A 22,093-nucleotide genomic window follows, 5' to 3' on the forward strand; every position below is an offset into this window, starting at 1 on the left:
AAACTACGGGCGAAGTGATGGTTCGACAAAAAACACCCTAACTAATCAAGATACGCAAGCGTTGGCCCAGTTACCCACCTTGGTTAGCAATAACTCTCTTGTTTATCGGCAAGGGTAGTTCACAGCTTGGGTTGTGTAACAGCCGAAAGCCGCCCAAACGATCCAAAACTAAAGTGTTTTTTTAATATTTATTTGGGCCTTCGCAAAATTTGCACAACATCCTTTTCGAGGACAAAACGCTATGCCTTTCATTGTTTCGAAATATCCCCGTTGAGATAATTGAGGAGCCTGTCAGTTGCTGATTTTGAAAGCTCGTCGCAAGCTTAACCAACTCCATAGCCTTGAAACCGGCGGAGCGTCTCTTCAATTTCTTTCTGGTCTAAAATAATCGGGTCGCCGGCCTGAAGCGCTTGCCAATACTGCCGTGCAAGTGTTTCAAGTTCGACGGCTCGCCACATCGCTTTTTCCAAATCGGCCCCAGCCGCAATCATGCCGTGGTTGGCCAATAGACAAGCACTCCGCCCTTCCATTGCAGACAGGGCCATCACAGCAAGTTCCTCGGTGCCATAGGCGCTGTATCCAGAGCATTTCACGTCATCGCCTCCAAACGCAGCCACCATGTAGTGACACGCGGGAATGCGTTTGCGCAGGATCGCAAGGGTGGTGCAATAGGGTGGATGGGCGTGCACTATGGCGCTGAATTCAGGACGGTTTTTCAGTAACTTCCAATGAAACCGCCATTCTGAGGATGGCGGTGCGTTACCCTCCCATGCGCCTGTCATCTCTTTGGAAAGATCGATTTTAGCGATCATGTCGGGCGTTGTTCGTTCGTATGGGACAGAAGTAGGAGTAATCAGCATTGAGTGGCCCACGCGCACCGAAATATTCCCTGACGTGCCCTGATTCAGTCCGCTGGAATTCATTTGCAAGCAAGCGTCGATGATTTCTTGCCGTATGTTGTGCTCGGTCATTGGCGAACCCCGTTCTTTTGATTTTTCTTTGCTTTCTCAACCCAGACTTCCCGGTAGTCATCCAGCCCCCTAAGTTTCGCCGCAGCGATTTCCTTCAGCTTCAACCTGGGTGCGCGATCCTGTAACACAAGACTGGCTGCTCCGTGTGCGCTGCCAGCGGTCCCTTGGATTGAGAAAACTTCCCGATCTGGCAAAAGGCGAGCGAGTAATGCCATGAATGTTTTGCTTTCCGCGAACACTCCATCGACCAGGACAAGTTTCGTCGATCCGAGGCCCTCGAGAAGCTGGGTCGTCATAAGCGCGACGTATAGTGTGGCCAAGCTGACCAAGCCCTCTTCGGTTTCAGGTTGAGGGCCAATGATTACTCCACGCCCTCCCGTCCCCGGAATTGGGCCACCACTGTCCGTGAATGAGGGTAAAGCCATAGTGCCGCCGTCTATCAGGTCTTGGACCGCTGCTAAGCTCGGCTGCGCATCGCCGGAAACTTTGGCGATCATTGAAAATTCCTCGCCCCCCATAAACCGTGCGCTGGCGATGGGTCGTCCGTCGGGACGGACGTTAGCAACCTGGTCGCGAAGCGGGTCAAGGGAAGTCAATTTCGCCTCAGTGTCAAAGCCAATGATCCACGTCCCAGTGGAAAGCAGCACCACAGGTTCCAGCTGCGCAACTTGCAGAAAACTGGCGCTGCTGTCGTGAATACCGCAAAACACGATCCCTTCGCCTTTTAGATCGATACCACGCAGTGGCCCAAGTGCGTCGCCTGCCGATCGCAATGGTTCAATCAGAGTGGACCAGCCGCGATTTCTAGCAAGACTACTGAAACTGCGATCACGAGGTGCCCAAAGATGTGTTTGAGCACCGAGCGAACTAATGTCGCTGCTTCGCTCGCCGCACAGGCGAAAAGCAATGTATTGTGGGTAAGGCATAATCGTACGCACGCGTGCGAAATCTGCCGGAAACTCATGTTCCTGCCAAAAAAGCTGGCGTGCCACCGTGAGTGCGCCAGGATTTGTTGGAGCAAAGACTTCCGAAAACGGCGGCTCGATTTCTTTGTAGGCAACTGCAACATGATCGGGGACTGGGGAAAGGTAGCTCATCACAGGTAAGGCCAATTCCCCCTTGCCATTCAAAAGGGCAACAGCGGAACCGTGGGTGCATGGCACAATCGCGTCAACCGGCACATTCTGGTCAAACGTTTGGATCGATTGCAGCGCAAAATTAATAACACTTTCCGCGTCTAAACTAAGGTAAGGTGGCGCGGGAATGCGCAAGGAAGTTGTACTGCATTTATCTATTATCTGAAATTCAGAGCTAAATTGGACAACGTCGACGTTGGTTGCGCCGACATCCAATACGACGACGGATCGTGGAACCCTTGAACGACCAGCACTCGTCGTCATCATCGACATCCAATTAGATTATTGGATTTGCAGCCAACAGCGCATCCACTTCATCCCGCGTCGGCATGGATGGGGCAGTCCCGGCGCGGGTAACCGATATCCCAGCGACGGCGCATCCAAAGCGCGCTGCGCTGACCGGGTCCTTTCCTTCGGCCAATGCCGCAGCAAATCCTCCGTTGAAGGCATCGCCTGCACCGGTAGTTTCCAAAACGGGACCTGCGACCATCGCTGGTATATGGGTGCAGTTTTCGCGGTCTTTGAAAAGAACGCCTTGTTCTCCAAGTGTGACCAAAGCCGCGCCGACACCTTTGGATAGCATTACGTCCGCAGCATTCTCGGCATCCGAGATGGAGTGTACAGCGACGCCGGTGATACCTTCTGCTTCGGACTCATTGGGTGTCACAAAATCGCAAAGCGCCAGCATAGTGGCGGGGATCTCAGCGGCAGGTGCAGGATTCAGAATGGTTTTGGCCCCAGCCGCTCGTGCAATGCTCAAACCACGTTCCGCCGCTGCCATGGGCTGTTCCAGCTGAGTAACGAATACCGCGGCACTTTCGATAAGATCACGTCGGGCTTCTACGTCTGTGACCGAGATATCGCCAGCTGCGCCGGGACATATGATAATCGCGTTGTCGCCCGAGGCTTCTTCAATAAAGATGTATGCTGCGCCAGTGAAACTGTCTGGGTCTTGGGTAACCGCGGCTGTAACGCCAGCCTCTGCCCAAGTTTTCAGGGCCATATCAGCAAAATCGTCCTGACCCAGCCGCGAAATAAAATGAACTTCGCCACCCGCGCGGGCCGCTGCGACCGCTTGGTTCGAACCTTTTCCACCGGGGCCAAGTGCAAACTTGTTTCCCAGGATCGTTTCGCCCATGCGAGGGGCGCGCTCTGCGCGATAAGCGGTGTCAGCAACAAAAACGCCTAGAATCGCAATTTTTCCCGCCATTTTTCCCCTCAACTTTCTGGCGGAATTACGCCTTTACGCAGCATGAAACATCCATAGAATCGACGTTCGCCCGTTTGGATCACTGCATAACTTTCGCGGGCAAGATCATAGAAATCAAAGCGTTCAATGCCCACCATTGGGCGGTGGGCCCCTTCCGCCGCGTCGATTTTTTCCTGAACTTCCTGTTGAACTGGCGGCACGGTGTTGGGCTCACCGACCACCTCCATACGACCGGCAAAATCATCAACGAATGTGTCTAGCGGATAGACCGAGAGAACCGCCTCAATTGACTCGGCGGCAGTGAGGTTTTCCATACGCAACAGCTCACCGTAAACAGTTGCGCGGCTTATAGACTCGGAGGGGAAATTGGTGTCTGCAACAATCAGCATATCCCCATGCCCCATGGCGCGTAAGACGTACAAAACATCGGCGTTTAGCCTTGGGTCAATCCCTTTGAGCACTTGTCTATCCTCCTTGGGTCTTTCAGTTGATGCGCTGCCCCGTGTCGCTTTCGAATAAGTGAATTTTCGATGGGTCGGCGGAAATTGAAACACTCTGCCCCGGAGAAAACGCCTGTCGTTCGCGCACGATGGAAACATAGTCGCGTCCATCAGACCGGATAACCAAATGTGTTTCGGACCCGGTCGGTTCGACCACCATGATTTCGCCCTGTACGCCGTCACCGGAAAGGTTTGTGTCCTCGGGCCTAATACCCAATGTGATTTTTTGCCCATCAACCAACCCGTCCGGCTCGTGTATCGGCAGGCCTGCTCCTAGAACGTTCGCAACTGCGGCTGATCCATTTTTTGACACGACGGCATCTAAAAAGTTCATCGATGGCGCACCGATGAATCCCGCAACAAAAGTATTTGCCGGGCGGTCATAAAGTTCCAAAGGCGCGCCAATTTGTTCGATATTTCCTGAATTCATCACGACGATCTGGTCGGCCATCGTCATGGCTTCGATCTGGTCATGGGTGACATAAATAGTAGTCGTGGCAAGGCGTTGATGCAGCTCACGAATTTCCGCCCGCATTTGAATTCTGAGCTTCGCGTCAAGGTTCGATAACGGCTCGTCGAACAAGAAAACTTGCGGATCGCGCACAATGGCACGGCCCATAGCTACGCGTTGCCTTTGGCCGCCCGAAAGCGCCCTAGGGTATCGCCCAAGATACTCTGTCAGCCCTAATACTTCAGCCGCGCGTGATACCCGGTCCTCGATCACAGAGCTTTCCATTTTTCGCATCCGAAGCGGAAATGCCATGTTCGCCGCGACAGTTTTGTGCGGGTAAAGCGCGTAATTCTGAAACACCATTGCGATGTCGCGCTCGGCCGGTGGCAAGTTGTTGACTAAACGGTCATTGATCGCGATTTCGCCTTCACTGATACTCTCCAGTCCGGCAATCATTCTCAGCAGTGTGGACTTTCCGCAACCGGATGGTCCAACCAGCACCACGAACTGCCCATCTTTGATGTCCAAATCCAGCCCGTGCAGGACTTCTGTTGATCCAAACGACTTTCTCAATCCGCGTACTTTGACGTCTGCCATTTCACCCTATCCATGCGGCAACCCCTAAACGATTAACCGCTCGTTTCCGGGGTGTCTACTTTTAACCAATTGGTAAACTTGACAGCTTGCAGATTGGCTGAGATTGTTTTTCGATCTGCCAGGCTGTTAGAAAAATCAATTTGCAAGTGTCATCAGCTTAGGCATTTGAACTTAGGAGGATCGTCGAGAAATCTGGGGGGCCACCCTCGCATTGAAAGGGAGGAACACGTGAAAGTCGAACATTACAACGCAATTGTGCGCGCTCAGATGAGCCGCCGCAGAATGCTGAAAGGGGCCGCCAGCGTTAGCGCTCTGGCCGCTGTAGGGGGCACAGTGCCAGTTGCGGCGCTTGCCGATGGTCATGCTGACCTAAGAGCCGAAATCTTGAAAATTCCTGGTGTCGGCCAGGGTTCGCCCACGGATGCCGATTGGCAGAAGGTCGGTGAAATGACGCTTGGGCCAACAAAGGAACGCGTAGCCGAGGGCGAGTTTGAAGGTGTTGAACTTACCTTTATGGGGCTCAACAACCAGAACCTTCACAACTTCCTTTTCCGAGGATTCCTGAAACCGTGGGAGGCCTACACGGGTGCTAAGATCAACTGGGTTGACCTTGCGCAGGCCGACTATAACCCGCGTCTTCAGCAAGCGATTGCGACTGGTACAGTCGATTTCGACATCATCGAAATGGGCGCACCATTTGAAGGTGATACAGCCGGCAAGGGTCTTTTGGATGAAATGCCGGACTGGGTCGGTGAGCAGATCGAGGAAGACGATCTTGTGGGTTACTTAAAGCCACCGGTTGGTACATGGGACGGTAAAAAATACCGCATCACAATTGACGGCGACTGCCACACCTTTGCCTATAGAACCGATTATTTCGGTGAAGGCGCCATCGGCGGAGCCGAAGTGCCGCGCACCTGGCAGCAAGTCAATGCCGTTTCAAAGGACCTGATCGGAAAAGAGGATCCGCTAACTGGCCTTCCCGCACATGGATATCTTGATCCGCTCAAAGGTTGGGGCGGCTTTGGATTCTATTTCCTTGAAAACCGCGCTGCAGCTTACGCCAAACATCCCGGCGATCCGGCTTGGCTCTTTGATCCTGACACGATGAAACCTCGGGTAAACAACCCTGCATGGGTTCAGGCAATTCAGGATGTGCTGGATCTGATCGAAGCTGGCGCTTACCCGGCAGACCAAATCAACGCCGACCCCGGCACGACAGGTTTCCAACAATTCCTTGCTGGTTCCGGTTCGATGTTGATGTGGTGGGGTGACATTGGCTCTAACGCCAGAACGTCAGACACGTCCGTAGTTGGCGACGTTGTAGGATTTGGTATCAATCCTGGCTCGGACCGCGTTTACAATAGTCAGACCGGAGAATGGGAAGATAACTACAACGAAGCACCCAACATGGCTTACCTTGGTTGGGGAGTATACGTGACCAAACGCGTATCGGGCGACGAGAAGAAGCGCAAAGCAGCCTGGAGCGCCGCAGCGCACTTGGGCGGCAAAGACATTTCGCTTTGGATGTCGGCCTATCCGTCAGGCTTCCAGCCCTATCGGAACTCTCATTTCCAGTTCGATGAATGGGAGGCCGCAGGTTATGATCGCGCGTTCGTCGAGGATTATCTCGGGTCCAACGCCGACAGTTACAACCACCCGAACGCGGCAATCGAACCCCGCATCCCTGGCATTTTCCAGTACTATTCTGTTGCCGAGGACGAACTTGCGAAGGGGTACGCCGGCCAGTACGGATCGGCTCAGGAGACCGCTGACGCGATCGCGGCAGCCTGGGAAAAGATCACTGACCAGATCGGCCGAGAAAGCCAGATTGCGCTCTACAAAGCGTCACTTGGTATGTAAAAATCTTCGGGCCGGCAAATCAATTGTCGGCCCGTACACGACAAAGCAAGGCAGAACAAATCGGAAATGAGCTCTGAAGGCGATCTTTTACATGTCGTAACGGCAGACGAAATTTCCGACCGGCGCAGGCGGTTTGGCAAGACTATTGTCTGGGGTTCTGCTGGCCTGATGTTCCTTGTCGCCTTCCTTCAAACAGCGGATCAGAATGGCTGGATAGACATCGGTTTTCAAAACTGGCGTCCGACACTCTATGCCTATGTCCTTTGGGGCATTTGTCTGTGTGCAGGACAGGTCATCGCGCGCGGGGAACATGGAAAGCGATCACTCTTTGTTTTGCCTGCCACGCTTTTTGTCGTCTCCATGGTCGTTTTTCCACTGCTATTCGGCTTGGTGATCGCGTTTTCGGATTGGAACCTTTCCAGCCCGGATGGACGTCAATTTAATGGCTGGGATAACGCCCGCCAAATGTGGAGCGACCCGTTTTACTGGAACGCTCTGAAAAATATGGTCTATTACACGCTGGCGATCATCGTGGAATACGGGATTGCTTTTGGCTTGGCCATCTTGCTAAACGCGGAAATTCGCGCACGAAAATTCTTCAGGGTCGCGTTTCTTTTGCCGTTGATGCTGTCACCTGTGGCCGTCAGTTGGATGATCGGCAAGTCGATGCTCGAAAATCGTTTTGGCCCAATTTCCCGGATGCTTCGGGAACTGGGTGTTGATAACCCTTCATTCTTTTCGTCGCCCGAGGTGGCACGTCTGATGATCATGCTAATGGACGCCTGGACCTATATACCGTTCATGATGATCATGATACTGGCCGGTCTTCAGGCGATCCCGCGTGAATTGAATGAAGCGGCTGAGGTCGACGGCGCCAGCGCCTGGCGGCGGTTCTGGGAGGTCACGTTCCCGTTGATGCTGCCGGTCAGCATCACGGCTATTCTGATCCGGATTATTTTCAAACTAAAGCTTGCTGATATCATCATCAACGTCACTTCTGGTGGCCCGGGCGGAGCGACAGACAGCGTAACATCTTTCATTTTTCGAGAATATCGCGACCGCTCCAATGTGGGCTACGGCACGTTGCTGGCAATTTTCTATTTGATCCTGATCGTCATCGCGATGACCATCCTGATGAAAGCGGCTGAACGCTGGATGCGCCCAAGGTATTGACGATGAGCAGCCAGATTTTTTATGACAGTGATACCGACCGCGCCTACCGAGCGCGACGCATTTCGGGCCGCCTCATTATCTACGGCATCCTTATCCTGTGGGCCATTATTGCGATCTTCCCAATTTTCTGGACCATCACAACCAGTTTCAAAACCGCGCCGGATGTGATGAAGGGCAATGTGGTACCGTGGTGGGACTTTACACCCAAATGGCTTGGTTGGCGGTCACTGGGGCTTTCCCCGGACACGATCGGGAACGAAAGCACGGTGCGCGAGGAATTTTTGAAGAGGTTCTGGAATTCAACGGTTGTGGCTTTGTCAGCTTCAACCTTAGCCGTCGCGCTTGGCAGCATGGCAGCCTATGGGCTCAGCCGGTTCAACTATCGCTTTGGCTTTATGCGCAACTCTGACATTTCATTCTTTTTTCTTAGCCAGTTGATATTACCACCAGTGGTCTTAGCGCTGCCCTTTCTGGTTTTGTACAAGTCCCTAGCGATGCTTGATACGCGTATCGGGCTGATACTGCTTTACACGTTGACCGTGCTCCCGATTGTAATTTGGATCATGCGCGACCAGTTCGGGTCAATCCCGACAGAACTGGAAGAAGCGGCCCTAGTTGACGGGCTTTCGATTTGGGGGGCGTTTCTGACAATCATTCTGCCCATTGCCGCGCCGGGTATGGTCGCATCGTTTATTTTGTCTTTGGTTCTAACCTGGAACGAATACTTCTTTGCCGCGCTGTTAACTTCCAGTCATGCAAAAACCTTGCCGGTCATGGTGGCCAGTCAAACTGGATCGCAAGGTATTTCCTGGTGGTCCATGGCTGCCTTGAGTTTTGCTGCGATCCTTCCTTTGATCGTGATCGGCATCGCGCTGGAACGTTTCATAATCAAAGGCATGGCGGCAGGGGCGGTCAAGTAGCGTCGCGAACGAGCAACTCCTTCAAACGATCCAATATGAGACCGACGCCCATTTCGCCAAGTTCAGCCGATGCATCTTTTGCGCTTTCAGTGTACCAACCTGAATTATCACCAAACCGGTCGCGGTCGACGACTTCAGGAGCAAGCGCCATCATTAGTGACGTTTCTCCTATCCCGGCGTGGTCAAAAGGATATTTTTGGGTAATTTTCTCATCCATCAAAGGATGAACGCAAATCCAATTGAAAGGGTCGATGCCTTCGTCGTGCTGAGTATAGTAATCGCGCATTCTGTCGCTACCCCACCAACCCTCACCATACTGAGTTTCCAAGAACCTGAAAATTGCCTGCCGCCCTGCTAGTTTGAACGCCAGATCGGTTGGCATTCCAGCGGTAAAGTTCTCGGTCTGGTGGTGAATGAACCCGTGAATGTTGCGAAAACCAACACGCAAAAGGCTGAAAAAAATCTCTTCGGCAATCGGCAAAATTTTGTCGGCGCCAACGTGTACTGATCCGGCTCCTTCGGGCCGTTCAACCGCGTAGCTGGCCGCGCCGTAGGCAAATTGCGGCAAGATCACAATGTCCAATTCTTGCTCTAACCGATCCAAAATCCGGGTTACAGCAAGCATGTCCATGCCCACAGCCATGTGTTCACCGTGATATTCAAGAACACCCAAAGGCAACAAGACTGGAAGGTTGCGTTCAATGGCATCTCGGATTTGGTGTGGAAGCATTAGTTCAAATCGCATCCGCTCACTCCAGATTGGTATGTCGGGCCCGAATGTCGGTCGAATCCGCTTGGGTAAGGTCGCAAAGACGCAGCACCATGATTTCGAAGAGCAAAAACAGTGCCCCTTCATAAACCGAACCCATAGGCAAAAGTGATTTATCCGAGCCTTGGTCGCTGGCCATGGTTTGAGCACGAATTGCAACGGTGCAATCTGACTTGGAGGCAATCTTGGTATCTGGTTCTGCGGTGAACAACACCACCTTGGTTCCGGCGGAACGGGCGATATCTGTCAGAGCGTTGACGGTCGCTAGCCGGCCGGGTCCGTCAGAGACCAAGAATAAGTCGCCTACGCCGACCGGGGGTGTCGTCATACTGCCCTGCACTGAAACGTCAAATCCCAGGTGGAACAGACGCATTGCGAATCCTTTCATCTGCAACCCCTCGCGCCCGCAACCGTACAGTACGACTCTGCGGGCCTCGCAGATCATGCGACACGCGGTTTCAATTGCGTCATGGTCGATCTCACGAGCAACACTCGCAAGTTCTGAGATCGCTCTATCGAACGCCTCCGTCATGCTCTCCCAAGCGCTGACGCGATGTGGCGCGTTGATTGGTAGAGATCTTTGAACAGCAGATACTGTCTTTCATAAACTGCATGCTTTTGCGGCTGAACCAGCCGATCAATTGGGTTCCAACGATCAATATCCTTTGGTCGCGCCATTCCCACAGCGCAAGCAGCCAAAAAAGCGTCACCGAACGAGGCACCAATAGTTTTTTCGCAAACGACTTGAGGAACTTGCGCTATGTCAGAGGTGGCTTGCAACCAGATCTCGTTTTTTGTCCCGCCTCCGACAGCCAATACACGTACAGGTGGATGACCAACATCTCGATAAGTTTCAACAACATGGGCCGTACCATTGGCGATGCCTTCCAGGACCGCCCGGTAAAGATCGCCGCGGGTATGCGTCAGGTCCAGACCAAAGAATGTTCCTTTAGCCTTTGGATCATGGATTGGCGTACGTTCGCCTGAAAAATACGGCAGGAACAAAAGCCCGTTTGATCCCGGCGCGGAAGCGGCGGCTTCCTTTGCCAAAATCGGAAAGGCATTCTCGCGGGTTAACTCCTTAGCGAAGTGATCGCGAAACCAATGGGTAAGGGTTCCACTGGTTGCCAGACCAGCCATCGAGGCATGGCTACCCGGAAACAGCCAAGGTGCGTACCATAAACGCGGATCGCGAACCGGAGAATCCGTGACCTGAATGATGAAAATGGTCGAACCATACATCATCATCATGTCACCAGCGGCCTGAGTTCCCACGCTAACTGCCTCTGCCGCTGCATCGATCGTGCCGCAGGTCACCGGCGTTCCAACCGCCAAACCTGTTTCTACAGCGGCTTCTGGCGTCACATGGCCAGCGATCTCGGTAGACCACATCAGTCGCGGCAACATGTTCGGCCCAGCAATTTCTGCTGTTAGTTCGTCCGTCCAGTTCAGCTGGTTCACATCGTAGATTGGGCTGAAGTTTGCGGCAGTATAGTGATCAATTACGTATTCGCCTGTAAGCTTGAACGTCAAATAACTGGTCGACGTAAGGATACGCGCCGTTTGCGCCCAAATCTCAGGTCTGTTCCTCTGCAGCCAAAGAATTTTTGGCCCAACGGATTGGCTGGTCAAAGCGTTGCCGCACACCTTCATTATGCGGTTTTCGCCTATTTGATTGGTTAGTTCCGCGATTTCACGCTCGGACCGGGTATCGACGCCATAGAGCACACCGTTCATTAATGGCTGACCATCTGGATCTACAGGCAACATGCAAGGCCCAATTGCGCTGGTTGCTATGGCTTTGATGTCGTTAGAGGAAACGTTGGAAGCCCCCAAAAGCTCGCGCGTGATAAAAACAAAGTCACCCCACCAATCCTCGTCGGCGCGATGCTCTGCCCAACCGGGCTGAGGGACCAGCATTTCGTGCGGTCGTGCAGCGGTGGCGACAATTTTTTCTTCGCCGTCAACCAAAACTCCTTTGGATTCGAAAGTGCCGATATCTATGCCAAGAGTGTATGCCATCAGGCTTGACCATCGCGGGTCAAAGGAAAGCCCGCATCAATGCGTTGAAGCGCTGCGATCAGAAGTCGCGATAAGGCCTCAAGGTCATTCAGGTCGCAAACCTCAAGGCTGGAATGGGAATAGCGCATTGGAAAACCGACATCGATTGACGCGACCCCCTCCCCTACCAGCTGCACATAGCTTAAGTCAGTTAGCGCCCCAACCTGGGCGCTGCGCTGCAACGGAATAGACTCATTTTCAGCAGTTTCTTCCATCAAACGCACAAGCGAAGGATGTGGAATTACGCCATTCAACGTACCGCGTCCATGGAACGAGTAGAGCGAAATTCCCGGTCCACCGCCAAGCAGCATGTCGCCACGATCCGCCATCTCTGGCGTGTCAGTTGCCAACATCAGATCGACCTGGATGGCCATGTCCGGCTTCAAGCTCTGTGCGGCCACCACTGCACCGCGCAAGTTGAATTCTTCCTGAACCGAAAAAACCAAATGAACCGTCGGACCGTTCTCGAGGGACTTTAGGCGTCGAGCAACTTCCAGCAGAACCGCACACCCAGCACGGTCATCAACACTTGTTCCGGCGATCCTATTTTCCGCCAAAGGCAAGACATTAGGGCGATATACGCCGGGTGTGCCAATTCGTACACCGGCGGCTTCGACTGCATCCCGGCTACCATGGCCCGTGTCGATCAACACGTCACCGGCCTTTAAAACTTGGTACTTTTCATCCGGCGCCGTCGCATGATGGCTTTTGTTATAAAGTACGCCGTCGACATCCTTTCCCGTCCCTACACAAAGGGTTACAGCTTGGCTGGCCAAGGCGCGTTCTGGAACGCCGCCCAAACGTTCGACGCGGATCAAACCATTGTCTTCGATTTTCCGCACGATGAACCCGAGTTGATCCATATGCGTAAACAGCATCACAGACGGGCAATTCGCTTCACCTTCGAATGTGGTAATCAGATTGCCCATGCGATCGGATCGGCTTTCGACTCCCTCGGCCATCAAAAGATCGGCGATGGCATGACGAACGCGATCCTCGTGGCCACTAAGCCCAGGAATTCTCATCAAGTTGATAAGATCTTTGCGTAGTCGATCAATCATGACCCACGCGCCGCCCTTGCGCGCACCATAAAGTCACTCGCCCTTTGAGGGTCGATGGCATTCCACGTGTTGCCGTCGATCTTCAGCGCTGAACCCACCACACACCCATCTGCAATGGCCATGACATCTGAGACTGTATTGTGTTTGACCCCGGTGTTGGCGAGCACCGGGGTGTCCGGCAGGACAGCTTTCACGGCCTCAAGATCGGTCATTGCGGCCGCTTCGCCAGTGATTTGACCGGACACCAAAACTGCGTCTGGGACAGAACTGAAAACAGCGCTTCTAGCCCGATCAGCCAAGGAACGGCGGTCCAGACTATCGGCAAATTCGGCAGACACGTTGTACAGCATCGCCAGATCTTTACGTCCTAATGCGTTTCGATAGCGCATAGCCGCGCCTGCATCAGGGGTCCACGGCCCCATATCCGAGGCATAGGTGCCGGTAAAAATCTCACGTACAAACGCCGCGCCCGTCCCGGCAGCTAAAGCAATGGAACTGATCGGGTCCCAAAGTACGTTAACGCCAAAGGGAACAGAGATTTCATTCTTCAATTGACCGATGACATACGCCATCGCAGCTGTTGAGGCACGGTCTACTTCAAATTCATATGGTCGATCGTTTTCGTTGCCGAACATAACAGCATCGAACCCAGCTACCTGAAGTGCAGTCAAATCTGCGCGTGCGTCGTCTACCAGCCCATCCAGACCGCGTTCTGCATCGAACAAGGGCGCGCCCGGCAAAGCACCAAGGTGCACCATACCAATTACCGGTTTCGCGACTCCGAAAGCGTTGAGAAATTTGGACAATCCACCCTCCAACTTTTCGTTCCCGCCAGCTTACTCTGGAAAAGGCTTGCCCCCAAGTGGTTTCATTTTAACCTAGACGCCAGGAGGTTTTGGATATGGAATTACGAAAACGTCATTGGGACAGGCATGGAACAGGTGGGTTGACATTTACCGAACTTGGGTTTGGCGCTGCCCCGCTTGGAAACCTCTATCGCGCTATAAGTGATGAAGCAGCGCAAGCAATTCTGAACCTCAGCTGGAATGAGGGTATTCGATACTATGACACCGCGCCACTTTACGGATTTGGTTTGTCTGAAACCCGGCTGAACACACTACTCCGTAGCAAATCCCGAGATGACTTTGTTTTATCCACCAAAGTCGGGCGTTTGCTGGAAGTGACCCATCCAGAAAAACGGGACGGCTTTGGAAAATGGTTCGAGGTGCCAGCGCGTCGCGAAATATATGACTACACTTACGATGGCGTGATGCGTTCTATCGAGTTTTCTTTGGAACGGCTTGGCGTTGATCGCATCGACATCCTCTACGGACACGATTTGGACGTCTTCAATCATGGGTCCCAGGCTGTATTGGATGCCAAATTGCATGAGTTTCTTGAGGGCGGCCACAAGGCCCTGGTTGAACTGAGGGAACAAGGCACGATCAGCGCCTTTGGGTTGGGGGTGAACGAATGGCAGCCCGCCCAATGGATAGTCGAGCATGGTGACCCAGACATCATTTTGCTGGCCGGTCGGTATACCCTTTTGGAACAGGAAGCGTTGAAATCTTTCCTGCCTATGTGCGAACGCCGCGGCGTCGGAATTGTAATTGGCGGCCCTTATAATTCAGGCATACTCGCAACCGGCCCGCGCCCCGGGGCTTTCTACAACTACGATCCGGCGCCTCAGGAAGTTCTTGATCGCGTGGCCAGGATTGAGGCGATATGCTCAACGCACAATGTCCGTATGATCGACGCGGCATTTCAGTTTCCTCTCTGCCACCCGGCAGTTCTTTCAGTTATTCCCGGTGGGCAAACCGTGGGTGAAATGGAGTCCAACCTGCAAGCGGCCAAAGCGGATATTCCTTCCGATTTGTGGCGCGAATTGAAATCGCAAGGTCTGATCGCCGAAGAGGCCCCCATACTCGGGTAAATCATTCCTCCAACGACGATCTATAGCCCTGCGATCCAGTTATCGAGCGCGCTTCGAGTAATGGATTCACGAGCGTTTGGCGGAGTATGAACAAAATGAGCTGCGGCGGCGGACGCAAAAGTTGCGGCCGAAATCAAATTCCAGCGTTTTGCAAGTTCGCTAACCAATACTCCGACAAATGCGTCACCTGCCCCGTGCGCGGAACCGATAGCCTGGATTGGCGGTACAATCTTCTTTAAGGAACCTCTCTCAAAAATCACTGCACCTTCTCGGCCGACCGTTACGACAACAGCTTTCGGTCCAAGCGATGCAAGCGCTGCGGCGGCGTCTTCGGGAGTGGTCTCTGGTTTTCCTGTCATCTGTGCCGCCTCGACCCGGTTTACCACCAAAAGATCGACGGAATCCAAAAGTTCAGTAGAACATTTCCGGGCAGGCGCTGCGTTCAGTACAAGTTTCGTGTCGGGCCGTTTGCTTTTGGCCACGGCCAAATTGATGGTCTCGGGGATTTCGTTTTGCAGCAATATGACGTTGGATGCGCCGGGATCGATATCCAATGGATCGATGGTCTGGTTAACGCCCGAGACAACTACCGCGCCGTATTCGCCGCCTTCTTCAACTATCGCAACACTCATACCAGTTGCACCGGGCACCTGCAGAACCTGAGAATGGTCCACGCGCGAATTTCGGAGCGCTTCAAGAATCTTAGCTCCGAATTCATCCAGTCCGACGCGACCCGCGATAGCGACCTTTGCCCCAACCCTTGCGGCGGCCAAAGCCTGATTTCCGCCTTTGCCCCCGAAACGGTAGGAAACACGCTTGCCCATCAGCGTCTCGTCCAAGGCGGGCAGCCGAGGCGCGTCAACGACCACATCCAGATGCAAAGCGCCCACAATGAAAACGTCGTTCATCACGCTGAATTTCCATAAAGAGCATTGGCAACGATCCGTTGGCTTTGCGTCGCGTCCTGACGTGAAATTGCTGCCGTTAGTTCATTGTTTCCAGCCAGTTCCTTGGCCACAGCTCTAAGGCGTTCGGTTATTGCGATATTGGTGCGGGCCTCTTCAATCGGATCCAGGCCAGAATGATCTGGGAACGTGTCGAAATAGATCACGCCGTCATAACCCATTCTGTCTAACTCACAGAAAAGCTCGACCGTTGCCACGGGATGAACTGTTCCGACCATTAAACCATCGTCGCGTTTGGCATTTCCGTCATTCAGGTGCACACCCATAAGTTGCGCGTGCCGCCCGATTAAATTGGCCGAATGTGCTGGCATTTCATCGGCGTAAAGAACATGCGCGAAATCAAGCGTTACGCCAATATTGGGGCGATCCGCCTCTAAAACACCCAACAACGTTGTGCCGACGTCGGGCATTAGTGCATAGGCGCGGGGTTCGTTGGGCTTGTATTCCAACGCGATATCAATTTCGGGATTATGATCTGCGACCTCTTGTAGCGCAGCGATTGTACTATCCCACATCGCGCGATAGTCGCACTGCATCGCATAGTCAAAGCCGTCCTGACCCATCCAAAGCGTCATAAGCTGACCGCCCATCAGCGCGACTGTATCGATCCCGTTTTTGGTTAAATCAATGGCTGCCTGCCGTACATTCGGGTCCGGGTTCGTAAAGGCACCAAGCGCGAAAGCTGGGTCCGTGTAGTAACGCATCGCGAGACCGTTCAGCGCCATCCCGCTGTCGTTCAGAAGTTCAGAAATCTCCGGCCCATTCAGGTCCTTGAAGTGATCCGGAAAATTTAGATCAGCTGCATTCAGCCCACCCACCTTTCCTGCAGCTTGAATCATCTGCACAATTTCGCAACCGCATGAACCGCCATTCTTTTTGAAAGCGTTCAGACGCGCCGCATACTTCCCGCCCAGACTCATGTGGTCATTCCTTCTTGTTTACTGCAATCCATATACCCGGAGCGCATTTTTTTCGGTGATCGCTGACGTTTCATCTGGCGAAAGATGTGCCAGCAACTGACGTGTCGTCTCAATCCAAACAGGTAGGCCGGAACCTGTGTTAACAACAGGCCAATCGCTGCCCCAGACAATGCGGCTTGGACCAAAGGCACCAAGAATGTGATCGACCCATGGGCGCAGAACGTCGACCCCGTAATCTCCCGGTGCGCAATAAGCCGTGATCCCAGAAAGCTTGACGACCACATGATCCATTTCAGAAATTTTGCTTATTCCTTCAGCCCAGCTTTCGAATGCACTGGCGGCAATATCGGGAACACCGCAATGGTCCAGAACCAGAATTTGATCATCGCAGGCACGCGCGAGCGCCTGCGCAATCGGCAATTGGCGCGCCAAAAAACACATATCGAACGGTAGGCTATCCCTGCCGATCTTGCGGAGGTTTTTGCGAAACGTTTCGGATTGCGATACCTCATCCGACACCACGTGAAGGATGCGGCGATAGCCCACAACGCCTAGATTCCGTCCCTCCTCCAACCAGTCATCAAATCCAGCCTCTTCCTCGGGTCGGCAAGAAGCTATTTGTCCGAGAAGGTTGTTTGTACCGACGCGTTGGCCAACAAATCGTGCCTCAGCTTGATGATCTGCATCATCCACGCCGGTTTCCATGAAGATTGTTCCCACAACACCGGCTCCATCTGTCAGTGCGTCGTAGTCCTCGAAAGTAAAGTTGCCAGCTGATAGCTCGGGGATATCTTTCGTCCAAGCGTAGCCGAAGTCATCGCGATAGATAACATGCTGATGCGTATCGATGAAATTCATCGTGTCCTCTCGCCCGCCAAAACCACATTAGTCAATTTTTGCTTAGTGTCCTAAATTGCTACACCGAATAGAGTTAACTCAAAAGGGTGGCGCGCTATGGAATTGGATCTCAAGCAAAACTGGCCTGCACCGATCAACGCAAAACCTGTGGTTATAGTCGGCGCAGGTGGGATCGTTCGCGACGCGCACCTTCCCGCCTACAAATTGGCCGATATCCCGGTTCGGGGCGTTACTGATCTGGTGCCTGCGCGCTCCAAGTCACTTGCCGACGATTTCAATATACCAGGGACCTATTCAAGCGTTGCCGAAGTCGTTGCACAATGCGGAACAGATGTCGTTTATGACGTTGCGGTTCCGCCTCATGCAATTACTGATATTCTTCCCGTGTTGCCGGATCTTGCCGCTGTATTGATCCAAAAACCTATGGGCAGCGATCAGGCGCACGCCCGAGAAATCAGAGACCTTTGTCGGCAAAAGCGCCTGAAATCTGCAATAAATTTTCAACTCAGGTATTCACCTATGATGCTGGCCGTCAAAGATGCTGTCGAAAACGGTCGTTTGGGCGAGTTGCTGGAGATTGAGGTTCACCTAAACATTTACACTCCTTGGAATATTTTCCCGTTTCTGATCCCGTTGGAGCGGGTCGAGTTTGCCGTACATTCTATCCACTACCTAGACACTATTCGTGCAATTGCAGGCAATCCAAATGGGGTATTCGCACGGACTATGCCCGATCCGCGAGCCCCGCAATTCGCCCAGACGAGATCTTCCGTGATATTGGATTATGGCGACCGCCTTCGGGGCGTCATGTCGATTAACCACAATCACCAGGGCGGCAGAAAGTTCCAATCCGCATGGATCAGATTTGAAGGAACCAAAGGTGCGATGATGGCGAAACTGGGCGTGCTTTATGATTACCCGAATGGTGAGCCGGACGAGCTCTGGTTTTGCCAAAACGGATCGGATTGGCAGCAGATACCACTCATAGGCAACTGGTTCGTCGAGAGCTTCATGGGACCAATGCGCAATCTGCAAAGGTTTGATTCAGGCGAAGACGAAAAGCTATACACATCAACCGACGATGCCTATGAGACGATGGCTTTGGTCGAAGCTTGTTATTCATCTGCCCAGCTACCTGGCAAAGAATTGATTTTGGACGATTAACGTATTTAATTATCTGGAAATTGGACCTTTGGATCTGAATGTTCCGACAGAATACCGGGTGTCCTTCTAATCAGGTTAAACGACAAAATAGTTCTACTGGACAACATTTGATTGTCCTTGAAGAGCCACCTCGTAAAGTGCTGCGGCCTCCCGCCCAAATCGACAATAATCATCCGGGCCATGAAAAAGTTTGCGATGCCCTCATAAGAGCATCGAGCGCGGGCGAGTGCCTTCTACCGGGAACAGTGAAGGCTGCGATTGTTCGCGAAACCTCTGGCTCTATAAGCGGACGCTGCAACAACCCGGGTAAAGTCACCGAATACTCGGGCATGAATGCGAAACCTATCCCTGCCGCTACCATCGCCTGTACCCAGTCTTCCCGTTCTGAGCGAAAGCGTGCGTACAACTCCACACCCTTTGATTGGCAAACTGACATTACCATTTCGCGCAATTCACAGGCCAATCGGTCAACGTAGTGTTCGCGTGACAGTTCTTGCAGGGTTACTGAATTCAGTTGCCCAAGACGATGTTCAGGCGGAAAAACAACAACATATCGTTCTGCGTATAGTGGATGACTCCTGAATTCTTCCTCCAACTCGTCAGTAAGTGTCATGAAGGCGACATCAATTTCGCCTTCTTCCAATTTTTCTCTTAGATCTGAAGTGCTTGCTTCATTGACCGACAATTCCAATCCGCTATGGCTTTTCTCAAACTGCGCCAGAAACCTGGCTAGGCGAACGTGCCCGATAGTTGAAAGAACACCCAAACGCAGCGGTACCTTTTCAAGAAGTCGAAAATTCTGCGCTAGGGCTTGCGTCGCGGCTGCTTCATCGACGATATGTTGCAGGTGCGGAAGCATTGTTTTTCCAAAATCGCTCACAAGAATTTTTCGACCTTCGCGATGAAACACCTGCGCACCTAGCTCGGTCTCGAGCGATTTTACTCCCTTAGTAAGGGCTGGTTGGCTCACATTGCACTCTGCAGCAGCCTTAGTGAAATTCAGATGCTTTGCAGCCGACAAAACATATCTGATTTGAGACATCTCCATTTTTGGGGCCTCTCTGATTACTGATCACTTAATTCAGTCAGTCCCAGGATACACTATTTTATCCAAACCTGGAGTTATTAACCGATAAAGCATCGATAGTTCCCTCACCAAAGGCATCGTGATCCAATAGCGGTATTGCTTTTCAATCTTCAGAAAGGGAACACGATGTCTGTTTTTATGGTCGAAAGAAACCTTAAGGGTATCAGCATGGACGACTTGGCGGCCGCTCAGAAAGCGGCAATCGCAACGGCCAAGAAGATGACCGATGACGGGGACACTATCAGCTATGTCCGATCCACATTTGCCCCGGACGATGGCCGCTGCATGTGCCTGTTTGATGGCGAAACCGCTGATCAGGTTCGTCGATTAAACGATACAGCAGGACTACCCTATGAAAAGGTCGTGGCAGCAATGGACCTTACTCCCTAATAAAAAGCTTTATCAGAACTCGTTGGGCCTTGAGCATATAGTCTCAGGGCCCATGTCACTTTGGGTTGCGCGCCCAATTCTAATCGACGCGTAGACCTAAAAGCTTGTTATGTAATAATTGCTCGAAGACTTGGCCCTACGCTTTTTTTCCAATGGTACGGAATGAACGTGACCTCATACCCTTTTGTATTTCGTAGATTGAAATTGGCACGTCAGGTTGAGGTTGGGGAATACGGATTGGAATATCTTTTAAGCGAGGCGCAATTGTAGGTTCACCGCACAACATGCGAGTGTTGTAGTCCTCGATCCCGTCCCATCTCGTCATCGAACCCATAATCGGAAACGCGTCCGCGGCCATCATCTCATAGAACAGAATGCGCCGTGCACTTTCGGAGGTGTTCAGCGATGAGCCGTGAACAATCCGGCCGTGGTGGATGGAAATCGATCCGGCTGGTCCTTTAAGCTCGACAGCGTCTGCGGGATTTAGGCCTACGTCTTCCGGTACAAAAGCGCCCGCAAAAACACCTTCGACGTGGTGGTCATAAACAGGTCCCTTGTGGCTGCCTGGATAGACCATTAGGGGGCCATTCTGACTTTCCATATCGTCAATGATCACACCGATCGCGAGAATGTCGTCGTTAGTATGGGGATAAAACGCATAGTCTTGGTGCCACTCTACCGCTGCGCCATAGCCTGCAGACTTCATGTTGAGTTTCGTTGTATGCAACCGCAGGTTCGGGCCGATCAAATCTCTTGCAGGCGCGAGAATAAGGTCCGAATACATCAGGTCGCGCATTATTTCGCTAATTTTATGAGGCAGTTTTATTCGCCTTAGCCGCGGATCTTCGGGTGTATGTGAGTCCTCCAGATCTAGTCTGTCGTTAGACTCTATCATTCCCTTGGCTTCCTCCTCGAAGCGACTGATTTCATTACGTATTTCGATCAGGATGCTTTCCGGCAGGTGATTTTCAAGTAAGAGGTATCCGTTTTCACGATATGAGGCGACTTGCTCGTTAGAAAGTACTTCGGTCATTTCTTCCTCCCACTTTGTCGAAGCGTGGCTTGTACTGTCGACTGTGTCAATTCCATCGGGCTTCATGACAGGGACCACTGGCAATCGGCGGCTAAACACAAGGCCGTAATCACAACTTCTGCCAAATGTGTCCTACTGGCGTTGACGCAAAGCGATGTCGATCCAACGAAATAGGCTGAGGCACGGCGCAATTGTACATTCGGTGATCTAAAACCAACGCTAATACCAACAGTGTGTTAAACATGGTTCGCTGTCACAATATGTCAGCGTCGTACTCTATTCCAAGACTTCCTGAAGCACCTCACCGCTTGCACCGTTAGGACGCGCTGTGCCAACTAGGGCCGACAATGTGGATGCAATGGCAGTCGTACAGACTCGGCGTGCAATTTGTTGCTGCGCTATATCACGGCCTGCAAATAGGATTGGCACGTGTGTGTCGCCGCGCCAAGGTGACCCGTGTGTTGAGGTGACCGAGAGACCGTCAAAATCGGCGATGAACCAACCCGGTTTGAAGACGACATAAATGTTGCCAGAGCGCGCCGGGTGATAGTTGTTTCGTATCAAACGCATTATCTCAGTGTCGGGCAAAAGGTTGGCTTCAATCGCCGTGCTGGGGATGGCGAAGGCTACATCGGGAAAAGACAGCAGCTCTTCTGCGATAGCCGCTTCCAACGCAGGCAGATCAATGTCGCTCTGCTCCAGAACCTCGGGTGCGATATTCAGATAGGGATGATTATACCCTGCCAGCAGTTGACCTGTAATACCAAAGCGTTCTTTTAGCCTTGCAATCTGCTCGGTTGGGTCCCAGCTGTCTGGCGCCACAAGACCTGTTTGGATGCCAACACTATCTAAATAGCCCGGAGCATCAGTCGTGCCGTGATCCGCCGAAAGAACGATCAGAACATGCTCCAACCCTATGCGTTCATCAATGAAGGAGAAGAGGTTCGAAAGAGTCTGGTCAAGGCGGTAAATCGTGTCTTCCGCCTCGAGGCTGGATGGACCAAAGACATGGTTGACGTAGTCGACCGACG

Annotated in this window: 22 protein-coding genes; 6 read left to right on the forward strand and 16 right to left on the reverse strand. The window is 52.5% G+C overall.

Annotated features, from left to right (window positions below; translation table 11 throughout):
• Window positions 1–323 precede the first annotated feature (323 nt).
• The 5 genes from AC2FNE_RS12980 to AC2FNE_RS13000 are packed head-to-tail and all read right to left on the reverse strand — an operon-like array spanning window position 324 to window position 4,865.
• Window positions 324–971, reverse strand: a complete 648-nt coding sequence (locus AC2FNE_RS12980; protein WP_496805524.1) for a class II aldolase/adducin family protein — start codon at window positions 969–971, stop codon at window positions 324–326.
• Entirely contained in the window at window positions 968–2,371 is a 1,404-nt protein-coding gene (locus AC2FNE_RS12985; RefSeq protein WP_496805525.1) for an FGGY-family carbohydrate kinase, read from the reverse strand. The genes AC2FNE_RS12980 and AC2FNE_RS12985 overlap by 4 nt, the downstream gene beginning before the upstream one ends.
• A gap of 13 nt (window positions 2,372–2,384) precedes the next feature.
• Window positions 2,385–3,317, reverse strand: a complete 933-nt coding sequence (gene rbsK, locus AC2FNE_RS12990; RefSeq protein ID WP_496805526.1) for a ribokinase — start codon at window positions 3,315–3,317, stop codon at window positions 2,385–2,387.
• An 8-nt stretch (window positions 3,318–3,325) separates the two neighbouring features.
• The gene (locus tag AC2FNE_RS12995) at window positions 3,326–3,778 is read right to left on the reverse strand and encodes an RbsD/FucU family protein (RefSeq protein WP_170473206.1); all 453 of its coding nucleotides are present in this window, start codon (window positions 3,776–3,778) and stop codon (window positions 3,326–3,328) included.
• A gap of 22 nt (window positions 3,779–3,800) precedes the next feature.
• Entirely contained in the window at window positions 3,801–4,865 is a 1,065-nt protein-coding gene (locus tag AC2FNE_RS13000) for an ABC transporter ATP-binding protein (RefSeq protein WP_496805527.1), read from the reverse strand.
• Between the two features lie 228 nt (window positions 4,866–5,093).
• Here AC2FNE_RS13000 and AC2FNE_RS13005 point away from each other — a divergent pair, with 228 nt between their 5' ends.
• The 3 genes from AC2FNE_RS13005 (at window position 5,094) to AC2FNE_RS13015 (ending at window position 8,821) form a co-directional block, all read left to right on the forward strand.
• Window positions 5,094–6,728: an extracellular solute-binding protein gene (locus tag AC2FNE_RS13005; RefSeq protein ID WP_170473212.1), complete on the forward strand. Its 1,635-nt coding sequence runs from the start codon at window positions 5,094–5,096 to the stop codon at window positions 6,726–6,728.
• Window positions 6,729–6,794: 66 nt separating this feature from the next.
• The gene (locus tag AC2FNE_RS13010; protein WP_170473215.1) at window positions 6,795–7,901 is read left to right on the forward strand and encodes a carbohydrate ABC transporter permease; all 1,107 of its coding nucleotides are present in this window, start codon (window positions 6,795–6,797) and stop codon (window positions 7,899–7,901) included.
• Window positions 7,902–7,903: 2 nt separating this feature from the next.
• Window positions 7,904–8,821 (forward strand): carbohydrate ABC transporter permease, encoded by a 918-nt coding sequence (locus tag AC2FNE_RS13015; RefSeq protein ID WP_496805528.1) that lies wholly within the window; start codon window positions 7,904–7,906, stop codon window positions 8,819–8,821.
• On the opposite strand, the gene AC2FNE_RS13020 is transcribed toward AC2FNE_RS13015, so the two are convergent.
• Genes AC2FNE_RS13020 through AC2FNE_RS13040 form a run of 5 tightly spaced genes read right to left on the reverse strand, consistent with a single transcriptional unit; the run spans window position 8,814 to window position 13,518 of the window.
• Window positions 8,814–9,566, reverse strand: a complete 753-nt coding sequence (locus tag AC2FNE_RS13020; protein WP_170604946.1) for a creatininase family protein — start codon at window positions 9,564–9,566, stop codon at window positions 8,814–8,816. The two genes, AC2FNE_RS13015 and AC2FNE_RS13020, sit on opposite strands and share 8 nt — an antisense overlap.
• Window positions 9,567–9,570: 4 nt before the next feature.
• The gene (locus AC2FNE_RS13025) at window positions 9,571–10,122 is read right to left on the reverse strand and encodes an SIS domain-containing protein (RefSeq protein WP_170473223.1); all 552 of its coding nucleotides are present in this window, start codon (window positions 10,120–10,122) and stop codon (window positions 9,571–9,573) included.
• Window positions 10,119–11,612, reverse strand: a complete 1,494-nt coding sequence (locus AC2FNE_RS13030; RefSeq protein WP_496805529.1) for an FGGY-family carbohydrate kinase — start codon at window positions 11,610–11,612, stop codon at window positions 10,119–10,121. The genes AC2FNE_RS13025 and AC2FNE_RS13030 overlap by 4 nt, the downstream gene beginning before the upstream one ends.
• Window positions 11,612–12,712 carry a M42 family metallopeptidase gene (locus AC2FNE_RS13035; RefSeq protein ID WP_496805530.1) on the reverse strand — a complete coding sequence of 367 codons (1,101 nt, stop codon included), beginning with the start codon at window positions 12,710–12,712 and terminating at the stop codon, window positions 11,612–11,614. Before AC2FNE_RS13035 ends, AC2FNE_RS13030 begins: the two co-directional genes overlap by 1 nt.
• Window positions 12,709–13,518, reverse strand: a complete 810-nt coding sequence (locus tag AC2FNE_RS13040) for a BtpA/SgcQ family protein (protein ID WP_170473232.1) — start codon at window positions 13,516–13,518, stop codon at window positions 12,709–12,711. Before AC2FNE_RS13040 ends, AC2FNE_RS13035 begins: the two co-directional genes overlap by 4 nt.
• A gap of 95 nt (window positions 13,519–13,613) precedes the next feature.
• Here AC2FNE_RS13040 and AC2FNE_RS13045 point away from each other — a divergent pair, with 95 nt between their 5' ends.
• Window positions 13,614–14,645: an aldo/keto reductase gene (locus AC2FNE_RS13045; protein WP_170604942.1), complete on the forward strand. Its 1,032-nt coding sequence runs from the start codon at window positions 13,614–13,616 to the stop codon at window positions 14,643–14,645.
• A 20-nt stretch (window positions 14,646–14,665) separates the two neighbouring features.
• On the opposite strand, the gene AC2FNE_RS13050 is transcribed toward AC2FNE_RS13045, so the two are convergent.
• The 3 genes from AC2FNE_RS13050 to AC2FNE_RS13060 are packed head-to-tail and all read right to left on the reverse strand — an operon-like array spanning window position 14,666 to window position 17,388.
• Entirely contained in the window at window positions 14,666–15,553 is an 888-nt protein-coding gene (locus AC2FNE_RS13050; RefSeq protein WP_170604939.1) for a PfkB family carbohydrate kinase, read from the reverse strand.
• Window positions 15,553–16,530 carry a TIM barrel protein gene (locus AC2FNE_RS13055; protein WP_170604938.1) on the reverse strand — a complete coding sequence of 326 codons (978 nt, stop codon included), beginning with the start codon at window positions 16,528–16,530 and terminating at the stop codon, window positions 15,553–15,555. Before AC2FNE_RS13055 ends, AC2FNE_RS13050 begins: the two co-directional genes overlap by 1 nt.
• 18 nt (window positions 16,531–16,548) lie before the next feature.
• Window positions 16,549–17,388, reverse strand: a complete 840-nt coding sequence (locus AC2FNE_RS13060; protein WP_170604936.1) for an amidohydrolase family protein — start codon at window positions 17,386–17,388, stop codon at window positions 16,549–16,551.
• 96 nt (window positions 17,389–17,484) lie between these two features.
• Between AC2FNE_RS13060 and AC2FNE_RS13065 the strand changes: the two genes are divergently transcribed.
• Window positions 17,485–18,552 carry a Gfo/Idh/MocA family protein gene (locus AC2FNE_RS13065; protein ID WP_170604934.1) on the forward strand — a complete coding sequence of 356 codons (1,068 nt, stop codon included), beginning with the start codon at window positions 17,485–17,487 and terminating at the stop codon, window positions 18,550–18,552.
• Between the two features lie 169 nt (window positions 18,553–18,721).
• Here the strand turns inward: AC2FNE_RS13065 and AC2FNE_RS13070 are convergent, their stop codons facing one another.
• Entirely contained in the window at window positions 18,722–19,600 is an 879-nt protein-coding gene (locus AC2FNE_RS13070) for a LysR family transcriptional regulator (RefSeq protein WP_170473249.1), read from the reverse strand.
• A 165-nt stretch (window positions 19,601–19,765) separates the two neighbouring features.
• Between AC2FNE_RS13070 and AC2FNE_RS13075 the strand changes: the two genes are divergently transcribed.
• Window positions 19,766–20,029 (forward strand): DUF4242 domain-containing protein, encoded by a 264-nt coding sequence (locus tag AC2FNE_RS13075; protein WP_170473251.1) that lies wholly within the window; start codon window positions 19,766–19,768, stop codon window positions 20,027–20,029.
• A gap of 136 nt (window positions 20,030–20,165) precedes the next feature.
• Here AC2FNE_RS13075 and AC2FNE_RS13080 read toward each other — a convergent pair whose 3' ends face one another.
• Both AC2FNE_RS13080 and AC2FNE_RS13085 read right to left on the reverse strand, forming a co-directional pair.
• Window positions 20,166–21,062, reverse strand: a complete 897-nt coding sequence (locus AC2FNE_RS13080) for a phytanoyl-CoA dioxygenase family protein (RefSeq protein ID WP_170604932.1) — start codon at window positions 21,060–21,062, stop codon at window positions 20,166–20,168.
• Window positions 21,063–21,338: 276 nt separating this feature from the next.
• A partial coding sequence (locus AC2FNE_RS13085; RefSeq protein WP_496805531.1) for an alkaline phosphatase family protein occupies window positions 21,339–22,093 on the reverse strand: 755 nt, incomplete at its 5' end.

The sequence above is a fragment of the Ruegeria sp. YKSD179 genome (assembly GCF_059612885.1).